The sequence below is a fragment of the Reticulibacter mediterranei genome, assembly GCF_016587455.1.
Genome location: NZ_BNJK01000001.1, coordinates 4,269,440 through 4,293,352 on the forward strand (window position 1 = coordinate 4,269,440; position 23,913 = coordinate 4,293,352).

Consider the following 23,913-nt stretch of genomic DNA (forward strand, 5'->3'; position numbering starts at 1 on the left):
AATCCCTTGCGGTTGTCGCGTTCCTGTTCATTGTGACGGAAACATGCATGTTGCCAGATGAGTTGTCTTTGTATTGCTCAGAAAGGATACATCATGAAATCAATAGGCTATTTGCCAGGCATAAAAAGCCTCTTACCGGCTATGCTGGGTCTTTTCGCACTCATTCCACTCTTCCTTCTGACGGCCTGTGGTGGTTCAGATGCAGCCACAATTCAGACTCAAGGGATGGCTAATGCATCTCAAATGGCGTCATCGTCTCATTCTAAAGATTATCCCGATCCGACCAACCAGGATAAGCTTCCTGAAAGCGTAAAAGTGAAGGGCGATGGGCTAACGGTGCTTTTGAGAGCGCCAGTTGTAGAGGGGAGTCAGATCTACGAATGCCAGGCCAGCACCACAGATGCGAGCGGCTTTGCCTGGAAATTTCAGGCTCCCTTTGCGTTTCTCAAAGCTGACGATGGCACCAATGTTATTCACTCAACCGGGCCTGCCTGGTTATATACGCAGGATGGTAGCATTGTGCTGGCAGCCGTAGGGAAATTTACCGATTCCACCGGAGCAACTGTTCCCGCCAGCGCTACGCCAGATGCCAAGTCCATTCCCTGGCTGCGCCTGGATGTCACGGAGCATAAAGGTAGCACCGGCCTTTTCTCCAAGGTTGAGCAGATCCAGCGCCTCTATACAAAGGGCGGCATAGCTCCCTCCTTTGGCTGCAATCAGGATGACGCCAAGCATCATGTTACTCAATCGGTCAATTATACCGCTGAATATGTCTTCTGGGGCCACAAGTAGTCTCGTTGGATGAAAACATTGAGGGAAGCTGTCCGTCATGGGTGGCTTCTCTTTTGTTTCTTATTTGCATGTGGACATGATGTCGTGATGACGATATAAAAATAAAAATCAATGTAGCCACAATAGCATAGCATTGTGGCAATCCATCACTGGCAGCCCTTAGCGTCAAGGGCTGCCAGTGATGGATTATGTATAACCTCCTCCTCTCCTGGGCTTGTTGGGCAGCTTGAGCCAGCTCATACATCCAGGCCTCCTGAGTTTCCCGCTGTCGGGCGCGACTGTGGAGGGTTGCCATCGTTGCCTTCAGCAACCTCTCAGAGTTGCTTATGACCTGAGGCAGGTCTTGCCGAAGCTGGGCCTCGTCCGTCCGCATGTGCCACAGATGGATGGACATGGTGTTATCGTTGTCGAGTCGGGAGAGGATATTACTCCTTGTGTCGTTGTTGTCGATCTGACTGAGCAACTCCTTTGCCAGTCTTGGCGGCAGGGCCAGTATCGGTTCGTAGAAAGCTCGCAGAACCCATCCGGTCATCTCCGGCACCTGTGCTCGATGGGTGAGCGACAGCAAGATTGCTGCCGTTACTCTCGGATCGACGAGTTTGGCGATTGCCTCCTCTCTTTCTTCTTCTGTCTTCGGGTGTATGATTTCATCAAATGTCAGCATCCCATCTGCGCGTCTCTGTTCGTACCGCTCGCGAGTTGCCTTGTAGATTTCCTCTTTCCTGGAGTTGAACTGTTGGACGATGTACCCTACCAGTATCTCGTTTAGCCCTGATAGATGTACTGCGAGGAGCGCTGGTAGCAGCAGTATTTGGAGCATGTGGACTTCTGCCGAGGACGTATACTGATCCAATTCCTGGAGAAGAACCCGCAAGCTGACCTGCTGCTTCCTCTCTCTGATGGCGACCGCAATGCCCAGCACCACCATCACGAGCAGCCCTAGCGCTGAGAGTCCGATGCCCGTCGCTCGGATGCCGATGGTTTCGACCCCGATTACGGCCAGCACGTTTGCCAGCATTGTTCCGCCCGCACCGACGAGGTTTTTAAGGCTTTCCAGGCGGCCGTGTATGCTCTTGTCAGTTCGTTCCGTCACGTGCCCTTGCACGATCAGGTTAGGCCCGTACTCGAGCACGGCATCTGAGCCTGGGACGCCGAATACCAGGAAGGTGACCGACAAGGGCAAGCTGAAGGCCGCGGCGTAGAGTCCTAGCCAGATTGCCCCCCACAGGCTACCTATGAACAGCCCTCGTAGCGTTACAGGTCTGTTCCCTTGCGCAGCCAGGGCAAGGGAGGCGACGATGACGCCGAAGGCGGTTGCCCCCGACAGGAATGCGTAGCCTTGCGACCCGCCAAAGAGCGCGTTGCCAGTAAGTGGTGCCATGACCGCCCCCCGTATGAAGAATATGACCCACACGGCGTAAGCGGCCAGCGCCCAGCGCGCCTCAAAACGCGAGGCTACGCTCTGCCAGGCAACGCTTGTTTCTCCACTCCGAGGGAGGAGAAGTCGCAGGCCTTGCCACCTCCACCACCTCAGTGTAGACCCGTTCTCTGGCTGCTTGCGCCCGTATCGGGTTCGGAGTGTGTAGATAATGGGTCCGAGATACGAGAGAGCGTTGGCCGCGAGAAGTTCAGGACGGATCGTTGGAGCCAGGGCGAACACGGCTGTCAGGCCACCAGCGAGCGCTGTTGCCGCTAGCGGTATGAGTCTGTTCGCGATCATGGCGGTCTGGTACACTGCCTCGGGCACAAAATCCCTGATCAGAGCCGACTCAGCCGGCCCGTAAACGGTGTTGACGACGGTTATAACGACCGTTATGACCACCAACGCCCATGTTGGTAGCGTGACGGGACTTATGGCGGCTTGTCCGCACAGTGCAGCGGCGATGAGGGCTTGCGCACCCATCGTCAACAGCAAGACGCTCCGACGAGGGTGCCTGTCTCCGAAGAGCATCTGCCATCTGGCCGTGAGAGCCTGTGCAGCACTACTGGCAAGCGCCATGGTCAAGAGCGCAATAATGCCGCCCTCGAAGCCGCTTATGGCCAGGTATATAGTTTGTAGTGTGGTCCCGAACGCCGAGACGCTTTGCCATAGCTCGTAGCGCCGGAATTCACGCTGCTCTCGCAGCATCCTTCCGACCCCCGCCAGGTCTTTGGCCACGGCCAGGATCCGATTAATAAGCTTAACGAACATAACAGATCTTGCGTCCATTCTTAGACTCGAGAGGTTGATTATCCTATCTCTGGATAGCTTTTACTTGCTTTCCTTTCCTCCTCGAAGATAGGAAGAGGATTTTGTGCTCCTTTACATATCTTGTCAGTGAGAAGAGTATTCTGGCAGAGTTGTTTGCTAAGCTGCCTCCACGGCTGGAGAGGGGTGGGGTAGAGACCTGTTCGGCTCTCCCTCTCCAGCGACAAGGCAGCTTACTCGAACCTGACCTCCTTAAACACGACCGTTTCGAGCTTCCCCGCCCGGTGCAGGTGGTGGAAGATCATCCCGCAGATAGCGACACCCCCCAGCCCCATAGCGTTCGAACCCGCAGCGGCATAATGAGCGCCAAAAGCGGGAACCAGGACGAAGCCGGTACTTATGTTGCTGATGACTATACAGACCTGCGAGATGCCTTGCTTGATGCCGCTTACCCGCCCCTGTAGCCCCAGCGGGATATTGCTCTGGATCAACACATTAGTGCTAGTCCTGATGATCTCTGCCAGGATGGTTCCGAGCGCCATCAGTGCCATCGCCAGCCACAGGACTGGAGCCAGACTGAAGGCGGTGAGCAACGTACCCATCAGGAATATCTGTATCAGTAGTCCCCGGATGGTTTTTTGCTGCTTGAGCCGGAGCAGGATGAAGGCTCCAAGCAGGCAACCGATTCCGTTGGAGGTAGAGATCATGGCATAGCCATGTACGCCACCGAGGGACATGCCGATGAGTGGTTGCACCAGACCGCCGTTCATATAGAACAGGGACTGGACGGTGGCGATGAGGAGCAGCAGCCAGACCGCCGGAGTATGTGCGATGTACTTGATGCCCTGCCAGCGTATACGCTGGGGAGCGGGTGCCGCGCTTTCAGGGAGCAGCGCAGGAGCTTCAGCGCTTTCAGGGTACGGGGCATGCTTGAGCCGGAGCAGGAACACGATGATGGGGAAGTAGCTGATGGCGTTCGCGAGGAACAGCCAGGTGATTCCCCCTAGTCCGATGATCATGCCAGCCAGGGAAGACGACCCGATCCATGCGATGTTCATGCACACAGCGTTGATGGACAGCGCGTCTCCGATCTGTTGCTTTCCGGCCAGTTCCACCGTGAGCTTTGTCTGTGCGGGTCCACTTATCCCGTCAATCATGCTTGACACGGTCTGTAGCACGTAGAGGGACACCAGCCCCAGGCTCCCCGTCATGTGCAGACCGCAGAGGATTCCTGCTTGTGTCATAAGGGCTATCTGGGAACCCAACAGCAGGATGCGCACAGAGTAGCGGTCAGCTAAACGCCCACCCAGAGTAAGCGATACGATGCCGCCGGGCAGTATGCTCAGAAGCAGCGTTACCGCCAGATTCCCGGCGCTACCAGTCATCTCATAGACCAGTACGCTGATGCTGGCCCATTGCATCCACGAGCCAGCGCATGAGATGAACTGTGTTGGCAGGAGCCTGCGGATGAAGGCGTTCTCGCGCAGTACCGGCGGCGTGTATGTCCATGACCAGATGGCGAGGGCCAGGGCGTAGGCGACGCTACCAGGTGCGCGTTCGCTCGTCGGTGATAATGTTTGTTGGGACATGCGTTCCCTTCGACCGAGAGGGTTTTGAGTTGAAGTGACCGAAGGGGGGAGCGGAACCTGTCGAGCTCTCCGCTCCCCCCTTCGGACAGATGCCGACGAGCAACTATCTGTTCGCCAGTATTGTTGTTCTGCACGAGCTGAAAGCAAGTGCAGCCTTGATATACGATCGGGACCTGTTGGGAGAGGTCTTGTTGGGGACGAGCTGGAAGATAACGGCTGTGGCAGGTGCGACCCAGCGCGGAGCCACGGTCGGCATTTCCAGCAGATGCTTGTGGCGGGCGACGGGCCACAAGATGGAAAGGGCAACAAGGCTCGTTCCACCAACCACCATTGTGGCTACAGAGGCTCCCAGCATAGGATCGAGCCACAGGCCAGCGTGTACGTTAGAGGCTGCCGCACAGACAACGCTCACCAGCAGCGAGATCCCGCTGACCCGGCCCATAAATTCTCTGGGGACGTTTCTTTGCCTCAGCGTGCCAACCGCGTTGACGAAGATCTCAGCGGCGAAACGCGCTATTGCCACATTGACCATCGCCCACACCAGCGACGAGTGCCACGCGGAGAAGCCGTGCAGCAGGATGAACAGGGAGAAGAACGTTGCCGAGGCAAACATCCTTCTTATAGTTGGCGGCCTGCTCTGCCTGATGACGACGAGTGCCCCAATCAGGCTTCCAGCGAAGTTCGCAACCGTGAGCAAGGTGTACGCATGCGAGCCTCCCAGTTCTGCTCCAACCAGAGGCAACATAACGGGCCGGCTCGCCATGAGGAGATCGATCACGGCGATGGTCGCAAGGGCCAGGAGGATGTCCGGGGACCGGCGGATGTACTGTATGGCCTCGCGCTGTGTGACCTTGCGCTTTTGCTCCGGTGCTTCTTTTCGTGGCTCAGCTCGTCCAACGCACAACCGGGACAGATACCCGACGAAGCAGATGCAGGTCGCGAAGCTCAGGAGGAAGATCCAGCTCGCCCCCTCCACGCCCTTCGAGAACGCCGCGATGAGATAGCCCCCGATTGTTGATGTGTACGAGCAGGCGTTATAGACGGCGCGCGCGTTATGCAGCTCTTGCGTCCTGACCATCTCCTGCATTACTGCTTCCTGAGATGGGTCGTTGAGGCCGGTCAGGATGCTGATCAAGACCTGGGTTCCCCAGATCAGGGCAAGCCCTATAGCCCCCTCGATCCGAATGGACCCGATGAAGGTCAGGGAGAGCAGCGCCATGCCCATCCGAGTACACAGCATGATCGTACGCCGCGAATATTTATCGGCGATGCGACCACCACCCCATAGGGCCGGAGTACGAGGCAGGAGCGTCATTAGCACCGTGCCGACCAGGACCGCCTTGCTGTTTTTTCCCTGGAAGGTGAGCCAGAGGATAGTCGCCTCTTCTGCCCGGTAGCCGATGTTGGCGATGAGCAACCAGAAGGCGAGACGGCGGAAGGCGGGATTGCCCAGGGCGGAGATGCTTGATCTGTTGCCGGAGGACATGGATACCTTTCGTGGAGTGAGCGTAGATGAGGGAGAGATGCCCGGAAGTATACCTCTGAGACGATATCCCTTCTCAGGAGCATACTTCCAGGCATCTCTCCTCCTGGCTACTACGCCTCTCTGATTGTGAACCAGATGATGCCGGTAGCGGTATACGCGACCCAGTTTGGAGCTACCCTCCCCAGCAGGTGCTTACGCCAGGCGAGATGCCTGATCGTTGCGACCGCGAGTAGGCCCAACATGCACGCAGCCATCAGGCCATAGGAGACCCCGAACAGGGGAACGAGCACTGCACCCGCGAACAGGTTGCTCAGTCCCATACTGGCGACGCGGACCGCCTGAGCGATACCGTTGACCCTTCCCCATAGCTTTGGGGGGATGTCGGTCTGCCGTTCCGTGCCAACGGCGTTGGTGAGGTACTCAGAGGCGATGGTGGCGAGCGCGATGCTGCCCATCGTCAACGGGAGCGAGTGGCCCAGGGCCGAGGCTCCATACGCGCCGCTGAAAATGCTGTAGAGTGCCCCGGCAACGAACATGCCGCGCCTGGCCAGTGTCTTGCGCCGCCTCATCAGCGTGAATGCCCCGATCAGGCTTCCGACAGAGGCTCCTGCCGTCAGCATGGCATATTTGCCACCACCGCCCAACTGCTCGCCTATCAATGCCTGAGTCACTGACATGTTAGACAGGCAGAAGTCTACCAGGCCACCCAGCATGAGCGCATAGCCAATCCTCGGCGTCGCTTTGATGTACTCGAATGCTTCGCGCACGCTGCCACGCTGCTGGGTAGGCGTGCTTGTTGGCTCAGGTGCTTCTCGTTGGATGTGCAGCCGGGACACGTAGACGATGAGCAACAGGTAGGTGCAGGCGTTCATGAGGAAGACCCAGGTGGTTTGCTCCATCGTGATGAACACACCAGCCACGAGCGGACCCACGATCCCCGCTACGAACGCGACCGTACTCATGGCCGCACGAGCGTTATGCAGCCATCGCTCCGGCACGAGTCCCTGCACGACTGCTTCCTGGGCCGGGACATTGAACCCTGACAACATACCAGATAGGGCTTGCAGCAGGAAGAGCAGCACGATCCCTGTCGAGCCCTTGATCTGTGTCGCGCCCAGGAGCATCAGCGATTGCAGCGCCATGCTGACCTGGGAGAGCTGCATGATGCGCGCCGGGGAGTAGCGGTCCGCGAGCCTCCCACCCAGCGGCGAGAAGAGGCTGCGGGGGATGTAGAGCAGGACGACGATTCCCGAGAGGGCCACCGCGCTGTGCGTCTTCATGAGGACGATCCAGTTGATCGCGGACCCTTCCGCCCAGTTCCCGATGTGGGAAACGAACAGGAAGAGTATGAGCCACCGAAACGTCGGGTTGCTCAGAGCACTCTCGTTTAACTTTCTGCGTTGCACGGACGATTTCCCCTCGTGTAGAGTAGGCTAGTTAGTGCTTGTCGCGCTGGCATTGGAGACAGCCGACGCCATTGGGTACGCCGTGAGAACATGTTTGCTTGTCGCGCTGGCATTGGAGACAGCCGACGCCCTGGGGCGTACCGTGAGGACATGGTTCTGACATGTTTCCTCACCCGAGTGCTTGTGGGGTTGGTAGATCGGGCGAGCGGTGAAGCGGAGCGAGGGGCGCACTTTTCCCTCGTCCCGCTTCACCGCTCGTAGTCGTGCCTCAGTCGTCTTCTCCCCTGATCGTGACGACCTCTGTCTGGGTGTATGGGATACCCATTGAACGGAGTTGCCTTTTGATGTCCTGGCTCTCCCCGCGTGCTGCTTCTTCCGTGCTGCAAGGAGGGGTGTTGCTTTTGATGACGACCAGTTTCGTTCCCTTGATTCTTGCTGCTCCTTTGAAGCGATCTGCCATCTCTTCTCCTTCTCTCGACGGGATCTGGTCAGTGGCGGTATCTGAGCCAGATGATGGCCGTGATCGCCAGCGGGTGCGGCGACGGGTGGTTGCTGCTTGTGATCGCTCGCATGATGAGCATCAGGTAGCACGAGCAGGCGCACTGCTTGCTGTTACCGTTACAGTGGTCGCTGTTGGTGTAGAAGGCGCACGGCCACATGCCAGTTGCCCCCTTTCCATCATTTGTTGGTAGCGTGTTTGTGGATGGCTGTCTTGTCCGGTGCGAGTGTTGGGTTTACGTGCAGCTCTTCTTGTGTCGGGCAAAGAAGTATTTGCGCGTGGCTTCAAGGAAACTGCCAGCTACCAGCCCGAGACTGATGAGCAGCAAGCTCATGCTGGTGTGGCCGGGGTGAATCCCGTAGATGAGAACGAAGATCCATGAGACGGCGAACCAGAGCCAGAACAATGTTTCGACGTACACAGAAAGTTCGTCGTCATTGTTCTCTGTAGAGACGGAGACTTCCCAACGTCCCTCCAGCAACGTATTGGCGAGCAGGCTTGCCAGCCCGTACCAGAGAGGATTCAAGGGGAAGTGCAGACATGTCGCGGCAAGCAAAAGGCCGCAGCATGCAATGCACTCGAATGCGACGAGCTTGAGGCTGCGGTCGAAGTACTTCGCAATCTCATGAGCCAGCTTGTGGCGAAACAGCACGGTCAGGATGGCTGCCAGCAGTAGAATTGCTCCGCCAATCGGCCCGAAGATGGCGACGTAAAGCGTTCCCATTGCCAGGCACAGGGCAATTCCCGTGTAGAAAACAACAGGAAGTATGATGGCGAACCATGCCAGCCCATAGAGTTTCCAGAGCACGCGTCCAACGCGAAGCGCTGTATTGAACCGATTTCTGGTTTGAGTGTTCATCAGTAGCCAATTTCGTACCAGGGGTAGCTTGTTGGGGATAATTGTTAATGAGGGAAAAACACCCACCTGTGCACGCCTATATGTGCATTTCTGACTAAGATCAAGCAAGCACGTGGCGCGAATGACTTGTGTACAGGAAAGATATCGTATCGTTGAACGTTTCAGGCCGGGGAGCGCAAATAAATCCTCCTACCTATTAGAAAAAGGCTCAACCCGGAGCGTTCATGCATAAACAGAGCTACACACGGCTTCCATTCATGCATTCTGCTACTACAAAAGCTAGCAGATACTTGTTCTCTAAGTATCCCTGTACCACATCCTTTCGTAAAATGCAAGTTGTGAACAGGCTCGCACCGCTCTCCAGGCCAATAAAATTGTCTCCTGTTGAGGGAAGGGCGAGAGCAATATGTAACCTAAATTAATCGGACGACCTGAAGAGCATATATCTACCCGACAGGCCAAGCTGTTAGCTTGCCTGATAGATGCAGCATCGCTCAGAGCGTGCTTCCTGCGACGCTGCGGACTGAATAGGATCGGCTCTCAATACTGAGAGCCGATCACCCTTCAGCGGCAATCTTGACCCTATTCTCTGAAGATGAGCGTCGGCATCTTGCTCACCTTCAGAGAATAGGGTCAAGATTGCCATGCCCCATTATGGATGAGCAGAATGTGTTGACGACAAGCGGATTCTAATTACTCATTGTGACGAAGAGGTGATAGGTAGAGCGGACGTGAAGCAATGCTTTATGAGCAAGATCTGTTTGCCCTTACTCATGATCCCTGCTATTTTATAAAGCTTTGCAGGTATTGCTTTTATCTTGATTCTTTCTGTACCATACCACTTCTTAAAATGCAACCCATTGATATGCTTATGCTGCTTCCCAGGCAGATAAAGTGATTCACATTCGTATCAAGCAGGAAAAAAACAGATTATTGTTCTGCAATCTGTCCCTATAGAAGCCTTTTTTTGTTCTGCCCCTTCATTTATAGTTAAAAAGATAATGGGGTCGTTGGGCGTAAGGCAATGAAAGATAAGATTGTATTTTAGATGACTTTTGTGCTGATCTGTTACCACCATTACTAAACAGAATAAAAAATGTTTTATATGCCTATACATATTAAACAATCAGGAGGCGATATTGAGTAATCAGCAGAAGACCATCTTTGGCATTGATCTCGGCACGACGTATTCGTGCATTTCCTATATTGATCAGCACGGCAATGCTGTCATTGTTCCTAACAAAGAACATCAGTTAACGACTCCCTCGGTTGTGCTATTTGAGGGGAAGCAGCGTATTGTGGGGGAAGAGGCTAAGAATAGCGCCTTGCTCAGCCCGGAGGCGGTGGTGGAGATGATTAAGCGGCACATGGGCGAGGCCAACTGGCGCTTTCTCTATGAGGGCAAGGAGTATGCGCCTGAAGAGATCTCATCGTATATTTTGCGCAAGCTGGTGGCTGACGCAGAAGAGGCGCTGGGCGTGCCAGTGCAGGACGTGGTAATTACCTGTCCCGCCTATTTCGGCATTGCCCAGCGTGAAGCGACTGTGCGTGCTGGCGAGATAGCGGGTTTGACGGTGCATGAGATCATCAATGAACCAACGGCAGCTGCGATCACCTACGGCTTGCAGAGCGCAGAGAATCAGGTTGTGCTGGTCTATGATCTGGGCGGCGGCACCTTTGATATCACCATCATTGAGATCAAAGACTCGAAGATCTCCGTGATTGCGACCGGAGGCGATCACACGCTGGGTGGACGCAACTGGGACGAGGCAATTGTAGGTTATCTGGCACAGCAATGGCAGGCGGAGACCAGTTCGTTGGAAGATCCGACCGACTCGCCGGAGACGCTGCAAGATCTCTGGCTCAAGGCGGAGCGGGCCAAGCGTTCGCTCACGGCCCGTAAATCGACAAAAGTGGTGGTCACTCATGGCGGGAAGACTGTCAAGGTGACGTTGACGCGCGATAAGTTCGATGAGTTGACGGCTGGCTTGCTGGATCGTACGGCCCTGTTTACGAAGATGACGATGGATGAGGCGAGGAAGCGGGGATATAACAATTTCGATCTGGTCTTGCTGGTTGGTGGCTCCACGCGCATGCCTCAGATCTCTGCGCGCCTGGAACGCGAATTTGGCTTGCCGCTGCGTATTTTCGAGCCTGATGAGGCTGTCGCCAGGGGCGCGGCCATGTATGGGCAGAAATTGCTGTTTAATCAACATCTCAAGGAGAAGCAGGCTGTACCTGCTGGCACTGCGACAATAGATCAGGCTGCGAGCGCGAAACAGGCTCATCTGGAGATTGCACGTGCGCTTGGCCTGCCTGATGAGGCGGTGGAGAAACTGGCCAGCACCGAGATTACCAACGTCACCAGCCACAGCTTTGGCGTCATAGTTACCATCGATTTCCAGACCTCACGAGAGCGCGAGGTGGCCGAAAATCTGGTGCTGGTCAATGATCCCTTGCCGGCCTTCCGCATGCATACCTATGGGACGCTAGAGGCGGATCAGGAGATCGTCGAACTGCGCATTATAGAGAATGGACAGGAGAGCGAGATCGTCGAATTGGAAGAGTTCCAGGAATTGGAGGAGCTTGGTAAGATTATTCTGCCGCTTCCGCCAGGGCTGCCGGCTAACGCACCTATCGAAGTCACCTTTGAGCTTGATCGACAGGGCATTTTGCACGTGACCGGGCGAGAGCCAAAGAGCGGTGCCACCTCAGATGCAACCTTTGAGGCGAGAGGCGGAATCACAGCTGAGGAGGTACAGGAGGCGAAGGTGCGTAGTTCAAAGATCACCATTTTGTAAAAGGCGTGATAAAGTGAGCATACAGGATCGGGGGAGACGGGCGAGGACAAGCCATCGCCCCTCCCATAGACGAATGGTTCACAGGCGGTCCGCATATGGGAGGGGTGATGGCTTGTCCTCGCCTGGCATGGTATGAGCAGTACAGTATCACGCCCTAACTTCTTTCTACTATTAGATTTGGAGCCGAAGTTGGATGCTGCCTGGGATCAGGCAGCATTTGAGCAGGTATTGAAAAAGAAGCGCACCGAGTGGAGCCGTCAGAGCGCGGGCGTTGCGAAAAAGGCACTGGTGGCGAAGCAAAACCTTGCCCTGATTCCTAAGATCCAGGAAGTGATGGCCGATCCCAAACTGCGGGCGCAGGAAGCGCGAGCGGCTCGCCTCGAATTGGCCGCCGTTCGTCGCAAGGAATTTGAGCAATTTGAGAAGCAACTGGCGTTTCTCAATGCTAGGGAGACGGTGATGGAAGAGGAGGTCAATAAATTTATTGTCACCTTTCAACATCTGCTCTCGCCTCGAGAGATACGTAACCGCATCCAGGTTGAGATAAAGGCACCCGCCAGCGTTGAGAACCTGCCTGCACTCGATGCCTCTATCGCAAAGCGCGTCACCAGCCTGCTTCAGTTTTTGCGTAAAAACACACTCTATGACCTGCTTCAGTGTCCTCCCCAGACCGCAACCTCTGCATTGTGCCGTGCCGCCGAGATCTTATATACCCAGCTTGTGCGCCTGCCACCCACAGCGGAGGTGACGGCTCGCATTGAACTGGCCGGATTAGCACGCGATATCTTCCAGTCAGATGAGATGCGCAGGCGCTACGATGTGCATGTGAGGTTAGAGGCGCTGAACCGTTTGCTGGCTGAACTGGATGTGGCTATGGAGCGCTCGGTTGATGAGGAACTGCACCCTAAACAGGTAATGCTCTATCTGGAGCATGCCAGGCGTCAGGGATGGAAGGAGCAGGATGCTCTGGCAAAGTTGAAGGAGCACGCGCGGCAACAGAAATGGATAATCACACTGCCTGCTCATCCTGGGAGCGAACAGCAGGTCGTCTGTCCAAATTGCAGACATGCCAATGTTGTGGGACAACGTCTCTGTAGCTCCTGTCGTTTCGTGCTGGCGCTGGATTGTCCTCGCTGTGGCGTGCTGGTCACATCTGATATGCCGACCTGTGGACAGTGCGGCTTTGTGATCGGCAATCGCTTCCTGGTGGATCGTTTGCTGGAAGAACTGCGCAATGTGCTGGCAACGGGCGATGGCGAGCGGGCCGGTGAACTTTTACAGCAGATCGAGCAGGCGTGGCAGCCGGGAACACCCGATTCACGTTCGCTCCAGATCAAGAGCTACCACATGGAGGTGCAGCGCCTCGCCCTGGCGCTTCATCAGGCAAAACAGGAGGTGATGGAGCGCCTGGACATGCTGGCGATTCGCGAAGTGGCCGTCAACGAGCAGCGCATGGTGCGGATCGATTGGGGGCCGGTTGGTAGTGGAACCGTCGCTATTCTGCGTTCGCCAAAAGAGGTGTTGCCGCAAGAGAAGGCGGTGCCTCTTACGGAAATAGAGCAGGTGGGCGTCTTGCTCAATGATCAGGGGAACTACACGCTCGATAGCTGGCGAACAAGAGAACTGTCCTGGTACACACCTGTTATTGTTGTGCAACAGATGGCATTTACCGGGCGATCGCGCTCATATTGTTGTCTCGAACGCGTTGGCAATCTGCAATATCAACAACTCAGTTCGGTGTTGCGCTTGCGCTGGCAGTGGCCGGAGCAGTGCCAGGAGGTGTTGCTGTCATATAGCACCCAGCAGGAGTTTCAGCATTATGATGCGAAAACGACGACCTGTACAGTGAGTCGTGAAGAATATGATCGGCGTGGCTACTATGATCTGCACAAAATGACCAGCCGCGACTGTTTTCTGCTCGTTTCAGCAACCATGCAATTGCATGATCAAAAGGTGCTGGCAGATGGGGTGCGCCTTGCTGTGCTCCTGTCCAGTCAGATAACGATCACCTACGTAATCAAACAGGCGACGCTGTGGCAAAAGAGGCGCGTGTTGCATATCTTCATCGATCCGCCGGGACCGCTGCCAGCGCTGTTGCTTGTTTGCAAACAGGAGGGATTGCCCTTGAGGAAAAGCGATGGAGACCCGTTTCAGCGGATCGAGGCTGACGAGCAGGTAAGGGGGAGCGTCCAGGTGGAGCTATCGATGCATCCGCTAACGAAGGGAACTTTCGGCAAGCTGTTTCTAGAAGACGAGGCGTTGTATAGTGAGTGGGTTGTTCACCATCCGGGCGAGCAATCAATGAGGCTGAGTTGATGATCGGATGGACGCGCAAGACAGTATGCCCGTTTTGTTTTCACGCCTTCGCCTTGCGTGCGATGCGTTTTCGTTGCCTGGCACCGACCTGTAAGGGGCGCGAGGTCGATCCAATCTATGCTGATGCGCGCGGGACCGAAGCCGTAGTGAAGGGACGCGTCTTGCTGCCTGGCAAGGTCGGTCTGAGTGGCGTTCCCTACGTGGCGCTGTGTGATGCATGTAAGGCAGTGAGCCACACAAAGCTGTGTCCCTATTGTCATTTTGAGTTACCGCACGATGTCGGACAGGTCGATCAGCGTATCATTGCTATTATCGGAGGGCGCGCAACCGGCAAGACGCATTATATCGCCTCGCTGATTACACGGCTACAAAACGATGTAGGCAAGAACTTTGGCTTCACCGTGCGCATGTTGGGCGATCAGACGCAGGAGCGTTGGGAGCGCGATTTTTACACACCGCTCTTTGTGCGCAAGACGGTGCTTCAGCCCAGCCGTCCGGCTCAGATCGATCCAGAGATCAAGTCACCGCTGATCTTTCGTCTCACCTTTAATGGTGGAGGATACAGACGTGTGCTAAATCTGAGCTTCTTTGACTCGGCGGGCGAAGATATGAGTTCGCTCACGACGATGGCGTTGCAGAATCGCTATATCACCTATGCCGATGGGATTATCTTTCTGCTCGATCCGTTGCAGATCCCCAGCATTCGCCAGCAACTCGCCACCAGCGCCAATTTTCCGGCAGCAGATCTCAAAGCCTCGCCCGAATATATTGTAGGACGCCTGCGCGACCTGTTTGAAAGAGAACATCGGCTGCGGGTGACGCAAAAGGTGAAGGTTCCCATTGCCTTTACACTGTCCAAGATCGATACGCTATTTGCGCTGCTGGAGCCAGGATCGGAGTTTCGTCATCCTGGAAACCACAACGGCTATCTCGATCTGGATGATGTGCGATCAGTGCATAGCGAAATTTTGACCTATCTCTCGCTGTGGCTGAATCCGAACTTCTGCAATATTATTCACAGCAACTTTGGGCGCTATAACTATTTCGGGGTCTCGTCGCTGGGAGAGCAGCCGGATCAGAACAATCGTCTCTCTGCCATCAGCCCATTGCGGGTCGAAGATCCATTTCTTTGGATCTTACAGCAATTTGGACTTGTACGTGGAAAGAAACGGAGTAGTCGATGAGCGGGCGTCAGTATTATTACACGTCGTATGTGCATCAGCAGACGGGCCGGGCCGGATTTCAGGTCAAGGCTATGTCGCCGGGGCTGGCACCGGAGCTACAAGAGACGATTGCTCGCCTGATCGCGTATCGCGTTCCCACCAATCTTGATATCCAGCAAGTGGAGACACACCCGGTCGCGCTCCGTTATGCATATAAAGGGCCGGACGAATGTATTTTGCTCTGTAGCCGCTCATGTGGACGCGATGAGTATGGTCGGCCCGGCAATTTTTTTGCCCATGCGGTAGTACTGCAACAAGACCTTTTTACCAGCGTTCCCCCTGGCTTCTTCTGGAAAAGCGCCTTCTGGTGCGAGCGTGATACGGTTGAGCGCGAAGAGATAGCGTCTCTTCCCCTGTTAGCATTAGAGGACGAGGAGCCTGCGCTTGATCTGGAGGATGTCTGGTCGTTTGTGGCTGGAGAGCAGAGGCGCGCGTTGCTCTATCGCTTGTTGTGTGCGGTAATGCAGAGCCAGCGAAGGCAAGGACGCATCGTGATTTGCGATAGCGATGAGCATGTAGCACTCTGGGTGGCAGCGGTCAGCTGTTTGTTGCCTCCGGCGTATCGACCGCTGTTGACGTTTGCGACATATCATCACGATCCACGCCAGGCCCCCTTCATGATTGTTGGGACAGATGCGGCCCGCAGCGCGGTATTGGAAGATGATGCCTCGATTTTTCTGCTGGATGCTGTACGTAGGCAGTGTAGTCCCATTGAGCCATCGCCCTACGCGGAACTGGCTGTGGCAGCGGCTCAGCCCGATCTCTATGAAAACATATTGCTCACGATGTTTGCGACGTTGTTTGCGCCGGATGAGGCTGATGCATCCCCAATCAGGATCGATGAGCGACTGGATCAATTGGCGCTGTCTGTTCGTGACCGTATAATCGATGATCCTGATTGGTTCCAGGGCCATTTTCAAGAGTAGGGGAGGGAATAAGGTATGGAGCGCTTCCTCTTCATTATCGAGTGCATCGCAGCCGTGCTAGTTGCTGTTCCCTTTCTTATAGTAGTGGGCGGTGTTTGTCGCGCCCTCATGCTGGTGATCTGGACGTTTTATGATGCACTGGTTGAAGAAGAGGCGCTCTATCCTGTGCCGATAGTCGTTGAGCCTGCGCGCAAGATGTTTGCTTTTGATGGTGGATGGAGGGTCATTGGCTACGTGACTCAGCTGTTGCCCGCCCGCGTGCATGAGAGCGCGCTGAACTGGCTGGAGGCGTATGAAACCGTGCAATATGCCGCCTGGTCGCGCCCCTGGCTCGCGCCGTTTGCGTGGCTGGCGATGCTGGGATTGCAGATTGCCGCGCGCATCCAGTACGTGATCGCAGCTCTGGCGGCGCTCCTCTTTGTCGCCATTCATGCGTTAATATTGACGGTCTGGGCGTTTGCGCTGCTGCTTGCTCTGGGATTGGTGCTGCCACTGCGCTTCTGCTGGAATGTGCTGCATTACTATTTCTTCCCCTGTCCTTACTGTTATCAACCGATAGCCCGTCCCGTCCATGTCTGTCCGACATGTAGGGCAAAGCATACGCGCTTACGACCAGACCTCTACGGGATTTTGACACATCGCTGTCGGTCGTGTCGGCACCTGTTGCCCACGCTGGATATGCTGGGGCGCAAACGGCTGGGGCGGCTCTGTCCCTCCTGCGAGCATTCTCTCAGTGGTGCGATTGGGCGAGGTGCGAGTGTACATATTGCGCTGGTCGGGGCGTCGGCAGCTGGCAAGACCTCATATATAGTGCAGGCAATGGGAGCGTTGAGCGAGAAGTATCGCGAGTGGTATCGTTTAGGCTTTACCGATCAGGAGCAGGAGAAGCATTTTAAGCAGGCAATCGATCAATTGCGGCATGGTCGGGCTATGGCAACTGTTACCACAACCGTTCCTGTGCCGTATGTGCTACATATGCAGCCTTCGCGCCTCTCCGCGTCTCGACTTATCTATCTGTATGATCCGATTGGGAAAACATTTACCAACAGCGAGTATATGAGCCGACAGGAATACTATCGCTATACACATGGAGTGTTGTTGTGTATTGATGCCAGTGCGCTGGTGTCGGGGGGAGAATTGCCGGTAATGCAGGCTTATGAGCATATGATGGAATTATTTGAGATCTTTGCCGGCCTGCGTGGAGGGAGACGGTATCGGCAAGCGATAGCAGTAGTCGTGACGAAGGCCAACCAGCCACAACTTAGCGATGAACTGGGAAGTGCGGCGCGCATGACATTGATGCAGCAGGATGCCTCGGCCATTTCTCAAGGGGAGGCAATGCACCAGCTGGCAAGAGCATTCCTCTGTGCGCATGGATTGGATAATGTGGCGCGCGATCTCGAATCGCATTTTGAGCATGTGCGCTACTTTTCTTGTGAAGCTTTGGAAGGGAGTACCGAGAAAGATGGAGTGGCGCTCTCGGTGCTGGAGCCGCTGGAATGGCTGCTAGCTCACGCCAGAGCCATTCCTCGCTGACTCTGGGATGAGGCCGAAAATGGTAGGGGCGATGGCTTGTCCTCGCCCTGGCTCACAACACACAAAATGCGCAACGAGGGCGAGGACAAGCCATCGCCCCTACCATTTTCGAGTGGTGTTTCCCCTCTCATTTTGCAGATGCACCAATTATCATGAGCGCTTGCGGATACCGGTTGGTTTCTGGTTCGTTTTCTTCGGTGCAGCTTGAGAGGTGCCATCCTCGGAGATTGTGATGTTTTGTTCCTCGATTGAGCGTTTGAGATCCTCATCATGCATAAAAACATCGGGTAGTGGTCCCTCGAAGGGGTTGCCGTAGACAAAGATGGAATCGTCTTCGGAAGCCTGTTCCTCTTCTTCCTGCATTTGCTCCTCAGGATCTTCTTGCTCGAAAACATGCAGAACATCCTCTTTGACCGCAAAAGGATCATCTTCTACGACGGAGAATGGATCACTCGGTTGTTGTGCGGGCTGTGTGGGTTGCCGTTTTGGGCTGGCAGCCGGGAGCGCCTGCTTGCTCTCTTGCACCTGACGCGCCTGTTTACTCTCTTGCTCCTGACGCTCCTTATTCATCTTTGAACGATTGGCGATCACCGTAGCCTCAAGTGGATCTTCGGCAGGAGCAGGAGGCGGCGTATAGACCGGCACTTCCTGATCGGCTGGCCGCTTCCAGGAAATGTCGTCGTCCTGATCGGATTCATATGATGAAATGGGAGCGCGTCTCTGAATGGAGGTCGAGCGCTTCCTCGGTGGCTCCTCATCTCTTTCGTCGTGAACTGGTTCCTCGATTTGCAGATAATCGCTTTCGTCTTTGTGCTGGGCCGCTCCTACCAGCAAGTCGTAAGATGCGTAGCGCTTGGTGCTGGCCGACTGGCTCACGGCGGGAATATCGTAGTCAGGTGGCGTAGTGAGCTGCGTCGGCAGATCAATAAGTTCTGTTGGGAAATCCTCTTCATCATCGGTCGCGAAAGGATTGGGCGGGATCGATGACGATGGCGGCGGTGGTGGTGTGTAGGATTGCGGTGGTGCATAGGAAGAAGGATAGGGATTGGGAACGACCGGGGGAACTGCTGGCTGGGGAGCAACTGGTGTGGCGGTGGCTGCTGCTGCCGCTACAGATGGCCTCGCCGTCTGTAGCGTAGCAATATCTGAGTAGAAGGCGATCAGCGTTCTCACCTCACGGGTAATGCCCCAGATGAGTAGTCCCCAGGCGCAAATGAGAAAGATGGACTGAATGGCAAGGATGAACAGCGGCAGCAGGAAGGACATTCCCTGCTGCGCGATGAGCGTATCGGCCTGGACTATTGTTTTCAGCAACAGGAGCCAGGTGGGATGAGGAAGACCGAATGAGAGCCAGCCGAGCAGGATTAACGCCAGCAGCATAGGCAGGCAGTTGAAGCAGAGCAGCTTCAACAACTGTTCCTGTGCTGCGGCCTGTTGTTTGTCAGAGAGTGCTTTCATCGTTTATCCTCAATTGCGTAAATGTTCCAAGGGATTGCCCTGCGATCCGCTCGGCGTGGCCCCGTTACCGTTGGTCGGCTGTGTGGTTCTGTTCGAGACAATCCTGGTGCTAGGAGATGGATTGGACGGCTGCGTTGGCGGCAGTATTGTCTCGTTGGAGGCCAGTTCCGCCAGCAGATCGTGCTGATCCTCCTGATTGCGCTGGTTCTGCGAGAACGCGCCCAGGGTGGTATTTGCCATCTCTATCTCTTTTGGCGAGGCGACAACCTCCATAGGTGTCCAGATCTTGGTGGCGAAGAGACCCTCGCCGCGCCTGGCACCGAGCAGGAAATTGCGCTGTCCGGGGCTGAGACGGAACGTGCGCATCACTGACTCAATGGTGGTGGAGTCCTGTTTCATCAGGTATTTCATGGTTGCCATTGCCAGGATTGTGCGTCCCTCTTCCGAACCCAGGAAGTCGTCAGAGTTCTGCGTGGTACACCAGAGGCCACCGCCATATTTACGGATTCTTCTGGCAACCTCGGCCAGGAACTTCGCTCCCTGCGAGAACTGCATCAACAGCCAGGCCTCGTCGATCAACACAATTGTATTGGGCTGCGGGACACGAGACTGTCGCGCCTGACGCATCTTTGTCCAGATAAACTCGGTGATCAGGAAGAGTCCCAACGGTTTGAGCGTCTCGTTCAGCTCGCGGATATTGAAATCCATGAAGCGATTGTCGAGCGCAACGCGTGTCTTTGCCGGGAAGATGTGTAGATAGCGTTCCAGGCGCTCGCTCAGACCATAGGTATCTTCGCCGACGCCGAAGCGATGGTCGCCACGCAGCGCACTAGACAGGATGACGTAGAACTCCTGCATATTCGGCGCTGGCCTGCTATGCGTGGTGGAGTCCATTGTGATGCCGCGATTGGCGTAGGTTTTGACCAGGCAGCGATAGAGGAAGGCTTTCTCTTTCTGTGGCAGGATGCCTTCATCTGAGAGCAGCAATTCAAAGAGCGTAATCAGGTTGAGCAGCTTCTCGCGGAAGAAATTGATCTCGCCGCCTTGATCGTCCTGTTCAGCGGTTGCCAGTCCCTCTGGGGTAGCTGGCTGCGCATAGAGATCAAAGGGATTGATCTGTAACGAATCTGGCGAGAGGCGAACGTACTGTCCTTTGACGCGTTCGCAGAGATGGTTATATTCCGCTTCAGGGTCGATGACATAGACGTTACAGTTGGGCAGGAGGCGGCAGGTGGTCGTTTTCAGGAAGAAGCTTTTGCCAGCACCAGACTTGGCAAAGACGACCATATTAGCGTTTTCCAACTCCTTACTATTGAAAGGATTGAGGATGATCAGGCCTCCGCTGGGATGGAGACCGAACATAACGCCGGTTTCCATGCTGATATCGCTGCCGGTAAAGGGATAGAAGGTCGAGGCCGAACTGGTGCCAAAGAGTCGTCCGCGTCCCAACTGATTATCGCCATCGGGCAGGCAGCTAAGGAAGCCAGCCTGATGTTGCCAGTGAGCCGGGAGAGCACGGAAGTCGAGGCTACGAATAGCAGCAGTGAGGCGGTTATTGCGCTCGCTCAGTTCGCGGCGAGTGCGGCCACGCACCTGCACAAAGACGGAGAGTGTAAAGATACGCTCGTCGCCACGTGCCAGCTTTTCGCGCAAGCCTTCTACGTCCTGCAAGGCGATGGCTGTGGTAGGATCGGGTGACTTGCCCTGGCGTGCCGAAGCCAGCACGGAGCCACGAAATTCGATAGCTTTGCGGCCGAGCCGATTATTGACCTCCTGTGGCGAGAGTGGCGCGATATGAATACTGAAATCGACGTATGGCTCATCGACCTGAATAATCGCGTCGAGCCAGCCGGGATAGGCGCTTCTGGGATAGTTCACAAAAGCGAGCGTACGAGCATATTCCTGTCCGGCCTCACCATCGATGCGAATGTACCAGGGGTAGACCTGGATAGTGCTGGGCGAGACGAGTTCGGGAATGCTGACAAACTCCGGAATCTTACTTTTCTTCTTTGGTGGAGCCTTCTTCTGCGCCTTTTTGCCTGACTTTTTTGTGCCCTCGTCATCTGAATCTTCTGGTCGAAATTTTGTCAGGTAATCGTCCTGAGTGAGGCGAGGACGATTCGCTTCCAGTTCGGAGACCATGAGACGATCGACGCCATCGATCAACGAGTCGGAGAGAGGAAATTGTTTGGCTTCATCGGAGACGAAGCTGCTTTGATAGAGGGTAAGGATTTCCTTGTTGGTCAGGCGATGACCGGTCAGGCCGAGACGCTCAAGCTGGCGCAAGGTTTCTTCAGTGCGTAAGCGGAGCTGGGTCTGAGCATTAATCAACGCCTCGGCCTGATTTTTGGCAGTTGCGTCATCCGCCGGGATAATGATATAGAACATTCGTTTAACGAGCGCTCGTTTGGAAGCCAGCTGGCGCACAAAATCTGCATGGTCGCGTGCAACCTCCGCCAGGTCTCCCTGCACGGCTTCCATCGACTGCAAGTATTCATCGAGACGATATGGGCGATTTTTAATGAGAACCTGAATGGGGAAGGAAAGCCCGTTGAGGAAAGCTTTGAAACCTTCGATCAGAGCATCTTTATCTTCCTCAGACATCAGAGCAAAATTGACAGTATTGACTTGCAGGATGCTGCGATAGGCAAAGAGCTTTTTTCCCATTTTCAGGCATGCCACATCGCCCGATACCTCGTGCAATCTGACGAATGACTTAATAACATTGCCAATGCCGACAAAGGATTGGCTGGGAGTCTGGGGACTTACTAGCATGGATTTATGCTCCTAGTCTTCTTCTAGAGCATCAGCGTCATCTGAACGCTGGCTGTCGTTTTTCTCGTTGGTCAGATCTTCGTCTATTTCTTCCTCCGGCTGTTGATACATATACACCCTGGGCATGACAACGTAGGTGAGCCAGACAACGATCCATTCTTCTAGCGGCCTGGAAGCAATGTTGGTCAGGGCAATGACAAGCGCAATAATGACGATCACGGCGGCCAGGAAACCGCTCAGTACCTGGCCGCCGACGCCGCCCACAGCGTCTTTCATATTTGCCCAGACACTATAGGCGCCTACGATGCCACAAACGATGATGAGCAACTCGCGACCTGTACGACCAAAGATGACCGTGGGCTGCTCGTTTAAAAATGTCGGAAATTCTTCCTTCTTCACGGAAACCTCGTGATGTGAGAATAAACGCCATCGTTTTGACTATTTAAATGCTCCACCGATAAACGACGACAGAGCGGTTGCCATCAACATGATAATTAAACCGATAACGGCAGCCGTTAATGCCATGTTTGAAAGCGCGATTCTTCGCTCGTTACCAAAGGCCACCATACGCATAATACCGGCAATCGCGACCGCAATCAGGAATATTGTGCCTCCCACAGCAGTAACAGTTCCTCTAATTTGTTTGATGAAGTTGTTGAGCTGTGGTAATGGATCAGCCATCAATGCTCCCAGAGGGATAGAGAGATTATGGGTGAGATGAGTCAAATCGATGGTTGAAAGCAGGTGCATAAACAACATGATAGCTGTTTCCTTTCTGGTTATGACTATTACTTCTTTGGAATGTTTAATTCCATGATACTGATGACGTAATTGTAAGGTTCCTTTTTCAGGTTGCTGAACCAGTTACTACCGCTGCCAACGTTACCACCGCCAGCGTTATAGGCCGCCAGTGTTTTCATGTAAGCAATTGTAGGCGGATTTGATTTTAGATAATTTTTATAGGCGGATGCCATCATGCGTGCAGAGGCATCCAGTGCTTTGATCGGGTCAAGACGATCGTCAACACCTCCTCCCACTTTCAGGCCCCAGGTCGGAGCCGTCCCTGCCATAAACTGAGCGATGCCGACTGCTCCTGCAGAAGAGCGAGCTTTTGGATTAAAGCTGCTCTCCTGATTGATTTGCCTGACAAAGTAGCGGGGACAAATGCCATATTTAATAGCGTCCGCCCATGCTACCTGTACGTATGGTGACGACGGCATACCTGCTGGCATCTGCATGCATTGTGGTCCAACCACAGGCAACGCCGCTCCACCAGCGGTGAAATCAAGCTTTGTATCATGCAGGAAGCCGATCACCGTATAACTGCGCCAGGTTGATGCAACCAGGTTCGTGCCTGGATTGTAAGGCAAGATAGAGATGGGAATGCCTGCTGGTACGTTTATCCCCGGGATGCGGGGGTCATTTTGTGTTGTCAGGGTGGTATAGCCCGCATTGCCCTGTGCCACCAGGATGGATCCCATACTCTCTCCCTGTTTGGGAGGCATGACCGACACCACAATAGAGACGTGTCCAGCCTCGCCTGGATGATCGAGGACGACGATATCGCCAGGAGAGGGGAGTCCCTCCCCGTTGGCAATGCGTTTCCAGCCGGACCAACTGGCGGCACCTGTCCAATAATCTTTGGCGAGAGCAATACCGCCATTATCGGTTGGCAAGGGAAAACCTGCCATGTGATACGCGGCCCTGACGAAGGCGACACATTGCACGTTGTCGGCCGGATAGCCATCGACGTGGCTGTCACGCAGATAGGTATACAGCTCTGAGAGATAAGCTGCCGGCGTACTATATTTGGGATTGAGGCCGGGAATCGGCAAAGGACTCATATTGCCAGTATCAAAGGCGTCCAGTTTTGGCTTTACCAGATGCGACGCAATATTGAGCGCTTCTATCACCACGCTAGAACCTCCGCCTGTTTCCAGGCCGACCTCTTGCTCTGCGGCTTGCTCCGCAACAGCAAATCCTCCAATTGCACAGAACAGGATGAAGAAGCAGGCAAATGCAATAATAAGCAGCGATTGCAGATCTAAACCTGCCATGA

18 protein-coding genes are annotated in these 23,913 nt (G+C 54.8%); 7 read left to right on the forward strand and 11 right to left on the reverse strand.

The genetic code is table 11. The features are described from left to right. The first annotated feature begins 93 nt into the window (after nucleotides 1-93). Nucleotides 94-792: a DUF3455 domain-containing protein gene (locus K3T83_RS18380; protein WP_220204412.1), complete on the forward strand. Its 699-nt coding sequence runs from the start codon at nucleotides 94-96 to the stop codon at nucleotides 790-792. On the opposite strand, the gene K3T83_RS18385 is transcribed toward K3T83_RS18380, so the two are convergent. The 5 genes from K3T83_RS18385 to K3T83_RS18405 all read right to left on the reverse strand — a co-directional run bounded on the left by K3T83_RS18385 (nucleotide 752) and on the right by K3T83_RS18405 (nucleotide 7,713). Then, nucleotides 752-2,983 carry an MFS transporter gene (locus K3T83_RS18385; RefSeq protein ID WP_220204413.1) on the reverse strand — a complete coding sequence of 744 codons (2,232 nt, stop codon included), beginning with the start codon at nucleotides 2,981-2,983 and terminating at the stop codon, nucleotides 752-754. The genes K3T83_RS18380 and K3T83_RS18385 overlap by 41 nt on opposite strands. Before the next feature lie 230 nt (nucleotides 2,984-3,213). Next, nucleotides 3,214-4,569, reverse strand: coding sequence for an MFS transporter (locus K3T83_RS18390; protein WP_220204414.1), 1,356 nt, complete (start codon nucleotides 4,567-4,569; stop codon nucleotides 3,214-3,216). Nucleotides 4,570-4,672: 103 nt separating this feature from the next. Continuing rightward, nucleotides 4,673-6,055, reverse strand: coding sequence for an MFS transporter (locus K3T83_RS18395; RefSeq protein WP_220204415.1), 1,383 nt, complete (start codon nucleotides 6,053-6,055; stop codon nucleotides 4,673-4,675). Nucleotides 6,056-6,165: 110 nt separating this feature from the next. Then, the gene (locus tag K3T83_RS18400) at nucleotides 6,166-7,461 is read right to left on the reverse strand and encodes an MFS transporter (protein WP_220204416.1); all 1,296 of its coding nucleotides are present in this window, start codon (nucleotides 7,459-7,461) and stop codon (nucleotides 6,166-6,168) included. 27 nt (nucleotides 7,462-7,488) lie between these two features. Beyond that, nucleotides 7,489-7,713: a hypothetical protein gene (locus tag K3T83_RS18405; RefSeq protein WP_220204417.1), complete on the reverse strand. Its 225-nt coding sequence runs from the start codon at nucleotides 7,711-7,713 to the stop codon at nucleotides 7,489-7,491. 92 nt (nucleotides 7,714-7,805) lie between these two features. Here K3T83_RS18405 and K3T83_RS18410 point away from each other — a divergent pair, with 92 nt between their 5' ends. Further along, the gene (locus K3T83_RS18410) at nucleotides 7,806-8,153 is read left to right on the forward strand and encodes a hypothetical protein (protein WP_220204418.1); all 348 of its coding nucleotides are present in this window, start codon (nucleotides 7,806-7,808) and stop codon (nucleotides 8,151-8,153) included. Between the two features lie 42 nt (nucleotides 8,154-8,195). Here K3T83_RS18410 and K3T83_RS18415 read toward each other — a convergent pair whose 3' ends face one another. Then, complete coding sequence (locus K3T83_RS18415; protein WP_220204419.1) at nucleotides 8,196-8,819, reverse strand: hypothetical protein; 624 nt, start codon at nucleotides 8,817-8,819, stop codon at nucleotides 8,196-8,198. 1,139 nt (nucleotides 8,820-9,958) lie between these two features. Here K3T83_RS18415 and K3T83_RS18420 point away from each other — a divergent pair. From K3T83_RS18420 to K3T83_RS18440, 5 genes are all read left to right on the forward strand, one after another. Then, the gene (locus tag K3T83_RS18420; protein WP_220204420.1) at nucleotides 9,959-11,620 is read left to right on the forward strand and encodes an Hsp70 family protein; all 1,662 of its coding nucleotides are present in this window, start codon (nucleotides 9,959-9,961) and stop codon (nucleotides 11,618-11,620) included. Between the two features lie 189 nt (nucleotides 11,621-11,809). Next, nucleotides 11,810-13,936: a zinc ribbon domain-containing protein gene (locus tag K3T83_RS18425; protein ID WP_220204421.1), complete on the forward strand. Its 2,127-nt coding sequence runs from the start codon at nucleotides 11,810-11,812 to the stop codon at nucleotides 13,934-13,936. Next, a complete protein-coding gene (locus tag K3T83_RS18430) occupies nucleotides 13,891-15,120 on the forward strand; it encodes a TRAFAC clade GTPase domain-containing protein (RefSeq protein ID WP_220204422.1) in 1,230 nt (409 codons plus the stop codon). Before K3T83_RS18425 ends, K3T83_RS18430 begins: the two co-directional genes overlap by 46 nt. Continuing rightward, nucleotides 15,117-16,085 (forward strand): GAP1-N2 domain-containing protein, encoded by a 969-nt coding sequence (locus tag K3T83_RS18435; protein ID WP_220204423.1) that lies wholly within the window; start codon nucleotides 15,117-15,119, stop codon nucleotides 16,083-16,085. The genes K3T83_RS18430 and K3T83_RS18435 overlap by 4 nt, the downstream gene beginning before the upstream one ends. A 15-nt stretch (nucleotides 16,086-16,100) precedes the next feature. Then, nucleotides 16,101-17,621 carry a TRAFAC clade GTPase domain-containing protein gene (locus tag K3T83_RS18440; protein WP_220204424.1) on the forward strand — a complete coding sequence of 507 codons (1,521 nt, stop codon included), beginning with the start codon at nucleotides 16,101-16,103 and terminating at the stop codon, nucleotides 17,619-17,621. Between the two features lie 150 nt (nucleotides 17,622-17,771). Here K3T83_RS18440 and K3T83_RS18445 read toward each other — a convergent pair whose 3' ends face one another. Genes K3T83_RS18445 through K3T83_RS18465 form a run of 5 tightly spaced genes read right to left on the reverse strand, consistent with a single transcriptional unit; the run spans nucleotide 17,772 to nucleotide 23,911 of the window. Beyond that, entirely contained in the window at nucleotides 17,772-19,079 is a 1,308-nt protein-coding gene (locus K3T83_RS18445) for a hypothetical protein (RefSeq protein ID WP_220204425.1), read from the reverse strand. A 9-nt stretch (nucleotides 19,080-19,088) separates the two neighbouring features. Then, nucleotides 19,089-21,854, reverse strand: a complete 2,766-nt coding sequence (locus K3T83_RS18450) for a VirB4 family type IV secretion system protein (RefSeq protein WP_220204426.1) — start codon at nucleotides 21,852-21,854, stop codon at nucleotides 19,089-19,091. Between the two features lie 12 nt (nucleotides 21,855-21,866). Further along, nucleotides 21,867-22,253: a PrgI family protein gene (locus K3T83_RS18455; protein WP_220204427.1), complete on the reverse strand. Its 387-nt coding sequence runs from the start codon at nucleotides 22,251-22,253 to the stop codon at nucleotides 21,867-21,869. A 39-nt stretch (nucleotides 22,254-22,292) separates the two neighbouring features. Continuing rightward, nucleotides 22,293-22,613, reverse strand: a complete 321-nt coding sequence (locus K3T83_RS18460; protein WP_220204428.1) for a hypothetical protein — start codon at nucleotides 22,611-22,613, stop codon at nucleotides 22,293-22,295. 29 nt (nucleotides 22,614-22,642) lie between these two features. Further along, complete coding sequence (locus K3T83_RS18465; protein WP_220204429.1) at nucleotides 22,643-23,911, reverse strand: transglycosylase SLT domain-containing protein; 1,269 nt, start codon at nucleotides 23,909-23,911, stop codon at nucleotides 22,643-22,645. Nucleotides 23,912-23,913: the final 2 nt, after the last annotated feature.